This window comes from Stenotrophomonas hibiscicola ATCC 19867, from assembly GCF_000382065.1.
GTDB lineage: Bacteria > Pseudomonadota > Gammaproteobacteria > Xanthomonadales > Xanthomonadaceae > Stenotrophomonas > Stenotrophomonas hibiscicola.
In genome coordinates this window covers 351942-365236 of sequence record NZ_KB907501.1, presented here as the reverse complement: position 1 = coordinate 365236, position 13295 = coordinate 351942, and the positions used below count along the sequence as shown (strand labels likewise).

The window sequence follows — 13295 nt, the reverse complement described above, 5'->3', positions numbered from 1 at the left end:
GGCGCCAGCAGGTGCCGCCTTTTGCATGGCTTTCAACCAAGGAGCTTCACCATGAGTACCGCCAGCGGCCTGCCGCCGTCGATCACCGTTTCTACTTTCGACATGGACCGCCTGGACGCCATGCTCGAATCCCCCGCGCTGAGCCAGACGCCTGCCGCGCTCGCGCTTGCTGAAGAACTCAACCGGGCCACCGTGATGGCACCGGACCAGATTCCCGAAGGCATCGTCATGATGCATTCGCGCGTGGAATGCGAAGATGAAGTGTCGGGCGAAAAGCACGTCCTGACCCTGGTCTTCCCCCGCGAAGCCAACGTTGATGAAGGCAAGGTCTCCGTGCTGGCCCCGGTCGGCAGTGCCCTGCTCGGCCTTTCGATCGGCCAGAGCATCGACTGGAACGCGCCCGGTGGCCGGAAGCTGCGCCTGCGCGTGACCGCGGTCCATAACGACCGCCCCTGATTACCGCTGCGCACCGCGCGCGATTCGATTCCCTTGCACCAGGAGCCGCAATGAGTACCCCGTCCAAACTGTCCCAGCTGCGTGAACTGTCCGTGGTCGTCGCCGATACCGGTGACTACGAGGCGATCAAGCGCCTGCAGCCGGTGGACTGCACCACCAACCCGACCCTGGTGAAGAAGGCGCTGGACCTGCCGGTCTACGCCGAGCTGATCGAACGCGAACTGGCCTGGGGCCGCCAGCAGGGTGGCGACCGCGAAGCCGTGGTGCACGCGGTGGCCGACCGCCTGACCATCGGCGTCGGCGCGCTGCTGAGCACGCTGGTGCCGGGCCGGGTATCCACCGAGGTGGATGCCGACCTGGCTCACGACACCGCGGCCACCGTGGCCAAGGCCCGCCAGTTCATCCAGATGTACGCCGACGCCGGCGTGCCGCGCGAGAAGATCCTGATCAAGATCGCCGCGACCTGGGAAGGCGTGGAAGCCGCGCGCATCCTGCAGGCCGAAGGCATCGACTGCAACCTGACGCTGATCTTCAACCCGACCCAGGCGCTGGCCTGCAGCGAAGCCGGCGCGTTCCTGATCTCGCCGTTCGTCGGCCGCATCCTCGACTGGTACGTGGCCAACGGCCAGACCCCGGCCACCATCGACGAAGACCCGGGCGTGAAGTTCGTGCGCGGCGTGTACGCCGAATTCAAGCGTCGCGGTTCGCCGACGGTGGTGATGGGCGCCTCGTTCCGTTCGACCGCGCAGATCGAAGCACTGGCCGGCTGCGACCGCCTGACGATCTCGCCGGACCTGCTGGAGAAGCTGGACGCCGACCACGGCGAGCTGCCGCGCAAGCTGGTGGCCGGTGCAGCCGATGGCACGGCGGTGACGCCGATCGATGCGGCGAAGTTCGCGGCGGATCTGGCGGCCGATCCGATGGCCACCGAGAAGCTGGCAACCGGTATCGAGGCGTTTGCCAAGGATCTGGAAGCACTGCGCGAGCGGATCCGCGCGGCACTGTGATTCCGGCCAACGGCTGAGCCCCTCGTGGCGGGGGGCTTGGTCGCGAAGAGCGGGTCATGTGGTTGGCAGGGTGGGTAGGCCGTGCAGGGGGCGCTGCAAGTACGTCCCTGTAAGCTCGGTCGCCGCATCCATGCGGCTCACGCCCCTGCACGGCCTACCCACCCTGCCTTCGACAGTTTCCTGCGGCCGCCCGCCACGGAAGAAAGAAAGAAGAGCAACAGCGGGTCGCGCGCTTCGCTTGCTCGGAGCCGAGCATGGCTCGGCTCTACAAGGGCAATGCAGAACCAAACAAAAAGGACGCGGCAAACGCCGCGTCCTTTTTGTTTTTCTTCAGTTCGTCAGTAACCCATGCTCTTGCCCACCGTCACCGGGAAACTGTCGAAGGGGGGCCGGGGGCGGCTGGCAGGACCGTTGGCGCCATGGGCCCGAGGCATGCCTCGGGCGGGTTGGGCAGGACGCCCAACCCCGGTCTTGCCGTGTGCGCAGGACAGCGCACACGAGCAAGGCGCCATCGAGCCCCCAGGGACGGGTTCACGGCGTGTCCTGCCAACCCACACCGCCCCACCCAACAAGCAGCAACCCAGAGCCGCTTTGGCTTTGGCTTTGGCTTTCAGCCGTTGACGTTGCCCGCCGCAGGCGGACCACCGCGCGTCAGCGCGGCGCCTCCACATCCAACCCGATCGGGCAGCTCACGCCAGTGCCGCCGATGCCGCAATAGCCGTTCGGATTCTTCGCCAGGTACTGCTGGTGGTAGTCCTCGGCGTAGTAGTACGCCGGTGCCGGGTACACGATCTCGGTGGTGATCGGGCCGTAGCCGGCCGCATCCAGCTGCGCCTGGTAGGCCTCGCGACTGGCCAGCGCGGCCTTGTACTGGCCCTCGTCGGTGGCATGGATCGCCGAACGGTACTGGGTGCCGGTGTCGTTTCCCTGGCGCATGCCCTGCGTCGGGTCATGGCTTTCCCAGAACAGCTGCAGCAGCCGTTCCAGGCTCACCACCGCCGGGTCGAACACCACCTGCACCACTTCGGTGTGGCCGGTCAGGCCCGAGCAGACCTCTTCATAGGTCGGGTTCGGGGTGATGCCGCCGGCATAGCCGACCGAGGTGCTGTACACGCCCGGTTCGGTCCAGAACTTGCGCTCGGCGCCCCAGAAACAGCCCAGCGCGAAGCGGATCTGCTGCAGGCCGGCGAAGCGGTCCTTCAGCGGATGGCTGTTCACGAAGTGCTGGTTGCTGTGCAGCGGCAACGGCTGCTCGCGTCCCGGCAGCGCCTCTTCCGCGCGCGGCAGGCGCTGCTTGAAGGCCCCGATGCCGAGGATGCCCTGGCCAATTCCCAACATGATGCGCTCCTACGCCGGAAGGCCGGCTATGTCGTCTGCATCTGAAATGGGGGCGTCCGGCGCGTGGCCCAAGTCCAGCGCGGCCACGATGTCCTCGGCCTGCGGGCGTGCCGCATCGGGTATACCGACCCGCAGCACACCAAACAGCGGCAGCTCGCCCATGCCGCCCAGCAATGACTCGCCAAATACAAAAGCGGGAATGCCGGCGTCTTCCAGCGCGTGCTTGACCAGGTGGGCGTCGAACAGGTTGTCGGCCTTGTACACGATGTGCATGCGGCGGCTCCATGGGACAAGGTTCCAGCATACGCCCGCCCCGTCCCGGTAGCGCCGGGCAATGCCCGGCGGGTTGCCGCCGCGCTCGCCGGGCGTGGCCCGGCGCTACCGATCCGGACCGGGCAACCCCGCCCGGTACGCGCTAGACTGTTGGTCTTTCTGCCCTTTTTCGCCCCAGACTCATGTCCGAGCACACCCCCGCCAGCCCCGAGACCCCCGCCGACAGCCACGAAAAGCGCGATTTCATCCGCCAGATCGTGCGCGAGGACCTGGCCAGCGGAAAGCACCAGGCGATCAAGACCCGCTTCCCGCCGGAACCGAACGGCTACCTGCACATCGGCCATGCCAAGTCGATCTGCCTGAACTTCGGCATCGCCGGCGAATTCAGCGGCGTCTGCAACCTGCGCTTCGACGACACCAACCCGGCCAAGGAAGATCCGGAGTACGTGGCCGCGATCCAGGACGACGTGCGCTGGCTGGGCTTCGAGTGGAACGAGCTGCGCCATGCTTCGGACTACTTCCAGGCCTATTACCTGGCCGCCGAGAAGCTGATCGAACAGGGCAAGGCCTATGTCTGCGACCTGTCGGCCGAGGAAGTGCGCGCCTACCGCGGCACTCTCACCGAGCCGGGCCGCCCGTCGCCGTGGCGCGACCGCAGCGTCGAAGAGAACCTCGACCTGTTCCGCCGCATGCGCGCCGGTGAATTCCCGGATGGCGCGCGCACCCTGCGCGCGAAGATCGACATGGCCAGCGGCAACATCAACCTGCGCGATCCGGCGCTGTACCGCATCAAGCACGTCGAGCACCAGAACACCGGCAGCGCGTGGCCGATCTACCCGATGTACGACTTCGCCCACGCGCTGGGTGATTCGATCGAGGGCATCACCCACTCGCTGTGCACGCTGGAGTTCGAAGACCACCGCCCGCTGTACGACTGGTGCGTGGACAACGTCGATTTCGCCCATGACGATGCGCTGACCCAGCCGCTGGTCGATGCCGGCCTGCCGCGCGAAGCTGCCAAGCCGCGCCAGATCGAGTTCTCGCGCCTGAACATCAACTACACGGTGATGAGCAAGCGCAAGCTGATGGCGCTGGTCACCGAACAGCTGGTGGACGGCTGGGACGACCCGCGCATGCCGACCTTGCAGGGCCTGCGCCGCCGTGGTTATACCCCGTCTGCGATGCGCCTGTTTGCCGAGCGCGTGGGCATCAGCAAGCAGAATTCGCTGATCGACTTCAGCGTGCTGGAAGGCGCGTTGCGCGAAGACCTGGACAGCGCAGCACCGCGCCGCATGGCGGTGGTCGATCCGGTCAAGCTGGTGCTGACCAACCTGCCGGAAGGCCACGAAGAGCTGCTGACCTTCAGCAACCATCCCAAGGACGAGAGCTTCGGCAGCCGCGAAGTGCCGTTCGCACGCGAGGTGTGGATCGACCGCGAGGACTTCGCCGAAGTGCCGCCGAAGGGCTGGAAGCGCCTGGTGCCGGGTGGCGAAGTGCGCCTGCGCGGCGCCGGCATCATCCGCTGCGACGAAGTGATCAAGGATGCCGATGGCACCATCACCGAGCTGCGCGGCTGGCTGGATCCGGAATCGCGTCCGGGCATGGAAGGCGCCAACCGTAAGGTCAAGGGCACCATCCACTGGGTCAGCGCCGTGCGTGGCGTGCCGGCCGAGATCCGCCTGTACGACCGCCTGTTCTCGGTGCCGAACCCGGATGATGACTCGGAAGGCAAGACCTACCGCGATTACCTCAATCCGGAATCGCGCCGCACCGTCACCGGCTATGTCGAGCCGGCCGCGGCCAGCGCCGCACCGGAGCAGTCGTTCCAGTTCGAACGTACCGGCTACTTCGTCGCCGACCGCCGCGACCACACCGAAGCCAAGCCGGTGTTCAACCGCAGCGTGACCCTGCGCGATACCTGGTCGGCCTGAGGACCTGCGCGGGCGCCAGCATGGCGCCCGCACGCCATCGACAATGATCACCGCCCTCTCCGTCCTGTTCTGGTTCATCTCGCAGCATCCGCTGCTGACGTTCTTTGCAGCGATGGTGCTGGCCGGACTGGTCTCGTGGTGGCGGCGCTTTCCGGGCTACGCCATCGTGGTGTTCCCGCTGGCGATGCTCAACATGTTCCTCGGCCACTTCCTCAACGCCACCTTCCTCAACGTGGTGGGCGAGCGTGGTGAAGCGGTGATCGTCAAGGCCGAGCGAACCAGTTCCACGCTCAACGAACAGTACATCTGGCGCTACGAAGGGGTGCTGCATACCGCCGAGGGCCGCGACGTGGACGTGGTGTTCTACACCAACACCGCTTCGCTGTGGCCGCTGGAAAACGCCATCCGCATCCCGGCGCGCGACCAGCCGTTCGTGGTCAAGTACACGCCGGGCTTCCCACGCAACTTCGTCATCCTCACCAACGAATCCCCGCATGGCATCGCCCAGGCCCGTGCCAGTGCGCGCGAGCGCGTGGAGGTAGCGGCGCGCAAGCTGCACTTCAGCCCGGGCAATGCCGAGTTCCGCGCGGACTATCGCCGCGAACTGGAAAGCTGGCTGCGCGACCACGGCAACGACCCGCAGCAGCAGCCCGACGCGCAGCGATATCGCGCCGAGCTCGACGCGCTCGACCATTAGATTTTCCAGGCCCTGCCTGGATGTTCCACCCCATCCACCGACAGGCCTGACATGACCACGACCTCCGCTGCCCTCCTCCCGCTGCTGCAGCAGGTCCTTCAGGACGCCGGCACCGCCAGCCGCGTCGACGGCAACGCGCTGCTGCTGGACAGCGGCCTGCGCCTGACCCCGCATGCAATGGCCGCACACGCGCGCGACAACGGTGGTTGGCAGACCTCCACCGTCATTGAAAGCCAGCATCCGCAGTTGTTCGCCGATGGCCTGTTCGAGTACCAGCACGCAAATGGTGCCGATGAGCAGGCATCGCTGTTGTCCGGCTTCCAGGCCTGGGCCCGGGTGGACCTGGTGACCCTGCAGACCGCGATCGGCGCCCAAGACGCGCAGGGCCTGCCGATGATGGGCCTGACCTATCCGGCCGGCGCTGACGGCCAGGAACTCGAACGCACCGTGGTGCTCGGTCCACTGGCGCATTACCGCGAGCATGAGATGGACACCGGCCCCCGCAGCGAAGACGATCATGGCTCCTGCCCCTGCTGCCTGTTCACGCGCAGCATCGATGCATTCGATGCGCTGCTGAAGACGCGTTCTTTCCTGGCCATCCGCCTGTTCGCCTCGCGCGATGACGATGGCCTGTGCGAGGCCGATTGCCGGGTCAACGGCCACGACTTCGCCGCCGCCCTGCCCCTGCTGCGCGCCTACGCGGCCAGCTGGCCGCAGGCAGGGCTGGAATTCCGCAAGCAGTACGTGGTGGTCCGCACCGGCTCGCCAGGCTGACCCACGCCCACACCCGATACAGGCCGGTGCGGCTACACTGCGCGCCGGTTCCCCAAGCAACCGCACTTTTTTCCATCCCACACGAGGCACCCCCGCGATGCTGTACGCGCAAGTCCACCTGACCCTTCCCGCCTGGATCCACGACCAGATCGACCTGGATCGTCGATATCCGGGCGACGAGGCCAAGGTCGCGCTGGCGATCGAGCTGTCGCGGCTGAACGTCGAGCACGCCAGTGGCGGCCCGTTCGGTGCGGTGGTGTTCGGCCCGGACGACAAGGTCATCGCCGCTGGCGTGAACCGGGTGATGCCGCACGCGACTTCGCTGGCGCACGCCGAGAACATGGCCTACATGCTGGCCCAGCAGCGCCTGCAGACCCCGCGCCTGAACGCGGTGCTGTCGCCGGTCACCCTGGCCACCAGTTCGCAGCCATGCTGCCAGTGCTATGGCGCTACCGTGTGGGCCGGCATCGACCGCCTGCTGATCGGTGCCAGTGCGGCCGACGTCGAGGAACTGACCCCGTTCGATGAAGGCCCGCTGCCGGCCGACTGGGTCGGCGAGCTCAACAAGCGTGGCATCGAAGTGGTGCAGGGCTTGGACCGCGACGCCGCGCGCAGCGTGCTGCGAACCTATGGGGAAAGCGATGGCGCCCGTTACTGAGACCGGCATCGGCCTGCTGTGCCTGTGCCGGCAGGGCTTTGAACCCGAGCTGGCCGGCGAGCTGCAGTTCCGCGCCGGTGAAGCCGGTTTCGCTGGCTATGCGCGCACCCAGCGCAATGACGGCTATGTGCTTTTCATGTGCGACGACGCTGCAGCACTGGCGCCACGCCTGCGCTGGCGAGAACTGATCTTCGCGCGGCAGAAGCTGGTCGTGCTGGCCGAGCTGCCGCAGCTGGACCCGAGCGATCGCATCACCCCGATGCTGGAGGTGCTGGCCGATGCGCCGCGCTTCGGCGACCTGTGGGTGGAGCACCCCGATTCGGACGCTGGCAAGCCGCTGTCCGGGCTGGCGCGAGCCTTCGGCAATGCACTGCGCCCGGCGCTGCGCAAGGCCGGCAAGCTCACTGATAAGCCAAACAACCGCCTGCCGCGCCTGCACGTGGTGTTCGTCGACGGCACCCATGCCTTCGTCTGCGTGGCCGACCCGGCCGACAGCGCGCCGTGGGCACTGGGCATCCCGCGCCTGAAGCTGCTGCCCGAGGCGCCTTCGCGTTCGGCACTGAAGCTGGACGAAGCACTGCTGACCCTGCTGACGCCGGAAGAACGCGAAGCACTGGCCAAGCCCGGCATGCGTGCGGCCGACCTGGGCGCCGCCCCCGGCGGCTGGACCTGGGTACTGACCCGCCAGCACATGCACGTGCTGAGCATCGACAACGGCCCGCTGCGCCAGCACGTGCTGGACACCGGTCTGGTCGAGCACCTGCGCGCCGATGGTTTCCACTGGCACCCCGAACAGCCGCTGGACTGGATGGTCTGCGACATGGTCGAGCAGCCGCGCCGCGTGGCCGAACGCATGGCCACCTGGTTCCGCGAAGGCTGGTGCAGGCACGCCATCTTCAATCTGAAGCTGCCGATGAAGAAGCGCTGGGACGAAACCCGCCTATGCCTGGACCTGTTCCAGGACCAGGCCGGCAAGCCGCTGGTGGTACGCGCCAAGCAGCTCTATCACGACCGTGAGGAGATCACGGTATTGGCCTCGCCGCTGCGCTGAGGAACATGCCCGCCGGGCATGGGCCCGGCGCTACCGAGGAAGGGAACCATGCGATACCACTCGCTCGCCATGTTGATCACCCTGCTGGCCGCCGCACCAGCGGTGGCCCAGCAATTGCCGCACACCCCTGCGCAGAGCCAGCCGCTGGGCCCCACCGGCGGCGCGATCCGCCAGCAACCGCTGGATGCGGGCCGGGTCAGCGGCAGCGTCGAGATTCCGCAGCAGGCCGGCGAGGCACAGGTGACCGTGCGCTCGCTGGAACCAAGCAGCGTGGTCGGCCAGTACCGCATCCACTTCGCTGCGCTGGATGTGAACGACGATGGCTTCATCAGCCGCGAGGAAGCACAGGCCAACCCGGCGCTGGCCGACGAATTCAATTCGCTGGACCGCAGGCACCGCGGCAAGCTGGACCGCACCGACCTGGCCGGCTGGCTGGTGGATTGAAAAAGGGGACGGAGGGGATTAAGTCGTATGTGCACAAACGACTTAATCCCCTCCGTCCCCTTTTTGCTTCAGACCCCGGCGGCGCGCTTCCAGAATGCCTGCACCAGCGGCGGCCATTTGCCGACGCAGCCCAGCGCGCGGCCGCGGGCCAGGGTCAGGTGCATTTCGTCGTTGGAAAACAGGCGGTTGATCGCATCGAAGCTGTAGGCGGCGATGTGGTTGTCGCTGCGCCGTTCGCGTGCCCAGCGCTGCAGGCGCTGCGGCGACAGCCGCGGCTGGCCGCGGCGCTCGGCCGACGGCGCCAGCCACTGCTGCAGGGCAGCGACATCGCGCAACCCCAGGTTCACGCCCTGCCCGGCCAGCGGGTGCACCACATGCGCGGCATCGCCCAGCGCCAGCACGCGGCCGGCCACATAGTGACGGGCCAGCTGGCGGCGCAGCGGGAACGCCGCACGCGGCGAGGCCAGACGCAGTTCGCCCAGGCGCGCCGCGAAGGCGCGGGTCAGTTCGCGGTTGAAGCTGTCCTCGTCCAACGCCAGCACGCGAGCCGCTTCATCCTCGGGCAGGGTCCAGACGATGGAGCTGCGGCGCTCGGCCACCGGCAGCAGCGCCAGCGGCCCGCCCGGCAGGAAACGCTGCCAGGCCGTGGCCTGGTTGGGAAGATCGCTGTCCACGTAGGCCACCACGCCACGCTGGTGGTAGTCATGCTTTTCAACCTCGATCCCGGCCATCTGGCGCTGGGTCGACTCGGCACCGTCGGCGGCCACCGCCAGCGCCGCTTCCAGGCGACGCCCGTCATCCAGGCGCAGGCGCACGCCGTCCTCGTCCTGCTCCAGCGCGTCCACCCGTGCCGGGCAATGCAGCTGCACGCCCGCCGCAGGCAACGCCGCCCACAGGCGGTCCTGCAGCAGGCCGTTCTCGACGATGTAGCCCAGTTCACGACGGCCGAAGCGATCGGCATCGAACAGCAGATCTTCGCCACCGGCCGCATCCCACACCTGCATGCGCCGGTAGGGCCAGGCACGGGCCTGGGCGATCGCCGGCCACACGCCGAGGCGGTTCAACAGCTGCACGTTGTCGGCGGCAAAGGCGAACACGCGCAGGTCCGGCTGCGCAACCTGCCACGGCGCGGGCTCACGACCTTCCACCAACGCCACCGACAGGCCGGCATCGGCCAGCGCCAGCGCGCACGCGGCACCGACCACGCCACCGCCGACGATGGCCACATCCAGGCGCGCGCGGCGGCTCATGCGGTTTCTCCACGGCACAGCCTCGGTACTTCGCCACGGAAGCCCATCGCACCACCGACCAGCATCGACTGCACCGAGGCGCGTTGTGCGGCCACCAGACCGAGGCTGCGCAGCGGCCGCATCAGTGGCGCCGGGTTGCTGGTCAGCCGTGCCAGGCCGCCGGAGAACGCCACCGTCTGCCGGCGGTCTTCCTCGCGGCGTGCAACATAGGCCTGCAGCAATGCATCACTGCCGGCATCCTCATGCGCATTCTCCAGCAGTTCGGCCAGGGTCAGCGCATCGCGCAGGCCCAGGTTGAAGCCCTGCGCACCCAGCGGATGGATGGTCTGCGCGGCATTGCCCAGCAGCACCGTGCGTTCACCGGCCAATGCGCGCGCCAGCACCTGGATGAGCGGATAAGCGCTGCGTGGACCGGATTCGAGCAGGCGGCCGGCACGCCAGCCGATCGCGTCCTGCAGGCGCTGCAGCCAGGCCGCATCGTCCAGCGCCATCACCGCATCGGCCTGATCGCGGGCCACGCCATGCACGGTGCCGAAGTGGCGGTCACCGCGCGGCAGCAGGGCGGTCGGGCCGGTATCGGTGAAGCGCTCCCAGGCCGTGCCATCCGGCGCACGCTGGCTGCGCACGCGGGCGACGAACAGGGTCTGCTGGAAATCATGGCGGTCGACCTCGATGCCCAGCGCGCCACGCACGCCGCTGGTGGTGCCATCGGCCCCCACCACCAGACGTGCCAGCAGCACGCGTTCACCCGCCTCGTCAGCCACCCGCACCTGGCGGTAGCCGTCCACCACCTCGCCCAGTCCCAGGAACCGCATCGGCCGATAACGGCGCAGGCGCGGCAGCTCCTGAAGCCGCGCTTCCAGCGCCTGGCCGAAATCGCGCGCGACCACCACCTGGCCGAACCACGGCCGGTCGTAATCGGCCGCTTCGAGCTGCACACGGCCGAAATCGCCGGCACGACTGACATGGATGCGCCGGATCGGGCCCGGTGCCATCGCCAGCTTCTGCATCACCCCCAGCGCGGTCAGCGCATTGACGGTGGCAGCGGCGAAACTGAGATTGCGCTGGTCGAACACCGCAGGCAGCTCGCCGGCCGGGCTGGCCTCGAGCAGGCCCACGTCGCGGCCCAGCCGGTCCAGGGCGATGGCCAGGCTGGCACCCACCAGGCCACCACCGACAATCAGCACGTCATGTCGTTCACTCATGTGTTCATGATACGCGCTCGCCCCGACTGTACGCCGAACAAGCGGCGCCTGCGCCAACCGGCGCGGCGGGCTAGAATGAAACCTGAATCCGCTCCGGGCCCGCTGCCATGTCCGCCACCGCCAACCGCGCCTTCGTCCTGTCCGTCCTCGTGCTGTTGCTGGCGGCGACCCGGGTCAACCACTTCGCGGCGATCCCCGATGCCTCCTGGGCGGTGTTCTTCATCGGTGGCTTCTATTTGGCCACGTGGACACGCTGGGCGTTTCCGCTGCTGATGGTGTTCGCCGTGCTGGTGGACTGGATCGTGATCCGCAGCAGCGGCCTGGATTTCTGGCAGCACTACTGCGTGTCGCCGGGTTACTGGCTGCTGCTGCCGGCGTACTTCTCGCTGTGGGCCGGCGGCATGCTGCTGGGCCGCAACTACCAGGGCGCGCGCTGGCCGGTGCTGGCCAAGGGTGCGCTGCTGCTGGTCGCGTCGGTGGCGATCTGCCACCTGCTGGCGCAGGGCGGCTTCTACTGGACCAGCCGTAACGTGGCCGAGCCGACGCTGGCCGGCTGGGCACAGAACTACGCGCAGTGGTTCGGGCCCTACCTGCGCACTACGGCGATCTATGTGGCGCTGGCCGCTGCCCTGCAGCTGGCCGTGGAGCAGGTGTTGAAGCTCCAGCAGGCCCGCCGCGACATCCGCCACTGAGCCGCGCGCCATGGGTCATCGCCTCTCGCGCATTTACACCCGCACCGGCGACGACGGCAGTACCGGCCTTGGCGACGGCCAACGCGTGGCCAAGGATGACGCCCGCGTGGCGTCCTTCGGTACCGTCGACGAGGCCAACGCCGCGCTCGGCCTGCTGCTGGCCGCGCCCCTGCCCGAGGATGTACGCGCGCTGGTGGTGCATCTGCAGCACCAGCTGTTCGATCTGGGCGCCGAGCTGTGCATTCCCGGCCACGCCGCGATCCATGCCGCCGACGTCTCGGCCCTGGAGCAGCAGCTGGACCATTACAACGCCAACCTCCCGATGCTGAAGGAATTCATCCTGCCGGCCGGCGGCGAAGCTGCCGCGCGCTGCCATCTGGCCCGCACCATCGTCCGCCGCGCCGAGCGCGAGACGGTCACCCTGGCCCGCCACGAGGCCGTCCGCAGCGAGGCGCTGCAATACCTCAACCGGCTGTCGGACCTGCTGTTCGTGCTGGCCCGGGTGCTGGCCCGCGCCGACGGCCATGGCGAAGCGCTGTGGCAGCCACAGCAGCGCCAGCGCTGAGTCGGCACGATGCTGGTCTATTCCCACCCGTCCTGCCTGCTGCATGACCCCGGTCCCGGCCATCCCGAATGCCCGCAACGGCTGCAGCAGGTGCTGGACGCGCTGCACACCGCCTTCCCCGGCCAGCTGGACTGGCGCGAGGCGCCGCCGGCGAAGTTCGGCGAACTGACCCGGGTCCACGACAGCGCCCTGCTCGACTTCGTGCTGCAGCCGCAGACCGCACCGCTGCGCCAGCTGGACATGGACACCTGGACCTCGCCGGGCTCGGCCAGCGCCGCCGTGCACGCCGCCGGTGCCGGTGTGGCCGCAGTCGATGCGGTGATGCTGGGCGAGGACCCGCTGGCCTTCTGCGCGGTACGCCCACCGGGCCACCACGCCACCAGCAGCACCGCCATGGGCTTCTGCCTGCTGAACAACATCGCCATCGCCGCCGCCCATGCCCGCGACCGCCATGGCCTGGAACGGATCGCGGTGGTCGATTTCGACGTGCACCACGGCAATGGCACCCAGGACATCTTCCAGCATGACGCCCGGGTTTCGTACTACAGCACCCACCAGGCCGGGCTGTTCCCCAATTCCGGCCTGCGCCGCGACCGCGGTGCCGGCAACCTGATGAACATCCTGCTGCCGCCGGGAAGCGGCGGCTTCCGCTTCCGCAACGTCTGGGCCGACGAAATGCTGCCAGCCATCGACGACTTCCGCCCGCAGCTGCTGCTGATCTCGGCCGGCTTCGATGCCCACCTGCGTGATCCACAGGCGGATCTGATGCTGGAGACCGACGATTTCGCCTGGATCACCGGTGAGCTGCACGCGCTGGCACGCCGCCACGCGGCTGGCCGGGTGGTGTCGATGCTGGAGGGCGGCTATGACCTGCAGGCCCTGGCCGAGTGCAGCGTGGCCCATGTCCAGGCCCTGCTTACGCCATCCGCCGGCACCTCCGCCGGATGAACCCGA

At 68.2% G+C, this 13295-nt stretch carries 15 protein-coding genes; 11 read left to right on the top strand and 4 right to left on the bottom strand.

Going from position 1 to position 13295, the window contains the following annotated elements:
- Nucleotides 1-51: 51 nt before the first annotated feature.
- Together rnk and G370_RS0113815 are read left to right on the top strand one after the other, a co-directional pair.
- On the top strand, nt 52-456 hold the full coding sequence (gene rnk, locus G370_RS0113820) for a nucleoside diphosphate kinase regulator (RefSeq protein WP_019661134.1): 405 nt from the start codon (nt 52-54) through the stop codon (nt 454-456).
- A gap of 50 nt (nt 457-506) precedes the next feature.
- Nucleotides 507-1463, top strand: coding sequence for a transaldolase (locus tag G370_RS0113815; protein WP_019661133.1), 957 nt, complete (start codon nt 507-509; stop codon nt 1461-1463).
- A gap of 651 nt (nt 1464-2114) precedes the next feature.
- Here G370_RS0113815 and msrA read toward each other — a convergent pair.
- Nucleotides 2115-2780, bottom strand: coding sequence for a peptide-methionine (S)-S-oxide reductase MsrA (gene msrA / locus G370_RS0113810; RefSeq protein ID WP_026347146.1), 666 nt, complete (start codon nt 2778-2780; stop codon nt 2115-2117).
- Between the two features lie 30 nt (nt 2781-2810).
- The gene (locus G370_RS0113805) at nt 2811-3074 is read right to left on the bottom strand and encodes a putative signal transducing protein (protein WP_010481810.1); all 264 of its coding nucleotides are present in this window, start codon (nt 3072-3074) and stop codon (nt 2811-2813) included.
- A 182-nt stretch (nt 3075-3256) separates the two neighbouring features.
- On the opposite strand from G370_RS0113805, the gene G370_RS0113800 reads away from it, so the two are divergent.
- From G370_RS0113800 to G370_RS0113775, 6 genes are all read left to right on the top strand, one after another.
- A complete protein-coding gene (locus G370_RS0113800) occupies nt 3257-5005 on the top strand; it encodes a glutamine--tRNA ligase/YqeY domain fusion protein (protein ID WP_019661132.1) in 1749 nt (582 codons plus the stop codon).
- A 43-nt stretch (nt 5006-5048) separates the two neighbouring features.
- Nucleotides 5049-5702, top strand: a complete 654-nt coding sequence (locus G370_RS0113795; RefSeq protein ID WP_019661131.1) for a membrane protein — start codon at nt 5049-5051, stop codon at nt 5700-5702.
- Between the two features lie 51 nt (nt 5703-5753).
- Entirely contained in the window at nt 5754-6476 is a 723-nt protein-coding gene (locus tag G370_RS0113790; RefSeq protein ID WP_019661130.1) for a DUF6348 family protein, read from the top strand.
- Between the two features lie 97 nt (nt 6477-6573).
- Complete coding sequence (locus tag G370_RS0113785) at nt 6574-7134, top strand: nucleoside deaminase (protein WP_019661129.1); 561 nt, start codon at nt 6574-6576, stop codon at nt 7132-7134.
- Nucleotides 7118-8185, top strand: a complete 1068-nt coding sequence (rlmM, locus tag G370_RS0113780; RefSeq protein ID WP_019661128.1) for a 23S rRNA (cytidine(2498)-2'-O)-methyltransferase RlmM — start codon at nt 7118-7120, stop codon at nt 8183-8185. Before G370_RS0113785 ends, rlmM begins: the two co-directional genes overlap by 17 nt.
- A 48-nt stretch (nt 8186-8233) precedes the next feature.
- On the top strand, nt 8234-8629 hold the full coding sequence (locus tag G370_RS0113775; protein ID WP_026347145.1) for an EF-hand domain-containing protein: 396 nt from the start codon (nt 8234-8236) through the stop codon (nt 8627-8629).
- Between the two features lie 68 nt (nt 8630-8697).
- Here G370_RS0113775 and G370_RS0113770 read toward each other — a convergent pair whose 3' ends face one another.
- Entirely contained in the window at nt 8698-9879 is a 1182-nt protein-coding gene (locus G370_RS0113770) for a UbiH/UbiF family hydroxylase (protein WP_019661126.1), read from the bottom strand.
- Nucleotides 9876-11084 carry a 2-octaprenyl-6-methoxyphenyl hydroxylase gene (ubiH, locus tag G370_RS0113765; protein ID WP_019661125.1) on the bottom strand — a complete coding sequence of 403 codons (1209 nt, stop codon included), beginning with the start codon at nt 11082-11084 and terminating at the stop codon, nt 9876-9878. Before ubiH ends, G370_RS0113770 begins: the two co-directional genes overlap by 4 nt.
- Nucleotides 11085-11191: 107 nt before the next feature.
- On the opposite strand from ubiH, the gene G370_RS0113760 reads away from it, so the two are divergent.
- The 3 genes from G370_RS0113760 to G370_RS0113750 are packed head-to-tail and all read left to right on the top strand — an operon-like array spanning nt 11192 to nt 13289.
- A complete protein-coding gene (locus G370_RS0113760; protein WP_019661124.1) occupies nt 11192-11776 on the top strand; it encodes a hypothetical protein in 585 nt (194 codons plus the stop codon).
- Nucleotides 11777-11786: 10 nt separating this feature from the next.
- The gene (locus G370_RS0113755) at nt 11787-12341 is read left to right on the top strand and encodes a cob(I)yrinic acid a,c-diamide adenosyltransferase (protein WP_019661123.1); all 555 of its coding nucleotides are present in this window, start codon (nt 11787-11789) and stop codon (nt 12339-12341) included.
- A gap of 9 nt (nt 12342-12350) precedes the next feature.
- On the top strand, nt 12351-13289 hold the full coding sequence (locus tag G370_RS0113750) for a histone deacetylase family protein (RefSeq protein ID WP_019661122.1): 939 nt from the start codon (nt 12351-12353) through the stop codon (nt 13287-13289).
- Nucleotides 13290-13295: the final 6 nt, after the last annotated feature.

Coding starts and splice junctions, on each gene's coding strand:
- rnk (WP_019661134.1), top strand. CDS start 52: ATGAGTACCGCCAGCGGCCTGCCGCCGTCGATCACCGTTTCTACTTTC.
- G370_RS0113815 (WP_019661133.1), top strand. CDS start 507: ATGAGTACCCCGTCCAAACTGTCCCAGCTGCGTGAACTGTCCGTGGTC.
- G370_RS0113750 (WP_019661122.1), top strand. CDS start 12,351: ATGCTGGTCTATTCCCACCCGTCCTGCCTGCTGCATGACCCCGGTCCC.
- G370_RS0113805 (WP_010481810.1), bottom strand. CDS start 3,074: ATGCACATCGTGTACAAGGCCGACAACCTGTTCGACGCCCACCTGGTC.
- G370_RS0113755 (WP_019661123.1), top strand. CDS start 11,787: ATGGGTCATCGCCTCTCGCGCATTTACACCCGCACCGGCGACGACGGC.
- G370_RS0113775 (WP_026347145.1), top strand. CDS start 8,234: ATGCGATACCACTCGCTCGCCATGTTGATCACCCTGCTGGCCGCCGCA.
- rlmM (WP_019661128.1), top strand. CDS start 7,118: ATGGCGCCCGTTACTGAGACCGGCATCGGCCTGCTGTGCCTGTGCCGG.
- G370_RS0113800 (WP_019661132.1), top strand. CDS start 3,257: ATGTCCGAGCACACCCCCGCCAGCCCCGAGACCCCCGCCGACAGCCAC.
- ubiH (WP_019661125.1), bottom strand. CDS start 11,084: ATGAGTGAACGACATGACGTGCTGATTGTCGGTGGTGGCCTGGTGGGT.
- G370_RS0113770 (WP_019661126.1), bottom strand. CDS start 9,879: ATGAGCCGCCGCGCGCGCCTGGATGTGGCCATCGTCGGCGGTGGCGTG.
- G370_RS0113785 (WP_019661129.1), top strand. CDS start 6,574: ATGCTGTACGCGCAAGTCCACCTGACCCTTCCCGCCTGGATCCACGAC.
- G370_RS0113760 (WP_019661124.1), top strand. CDS start 11,192: ATGTCCGCCACCGCCAACCGCGCCTTCGTCCTGTCCGTCCTCGTGCTG.
- G370_RS0113795 (WP_019661131.1), top strand. CDS start 5,049: ATGATCACCGCCCTCTCCGTCCTGTTCTGGTTCATCTCGCAGCATCCG.
- G370_RS0113790 (WP_019661130.1), top strand. CDS start 5,754: ATGACCACGACCTCCGCTGCCCTCCTCCCGCTGCTGCAGCAGGTCCTT.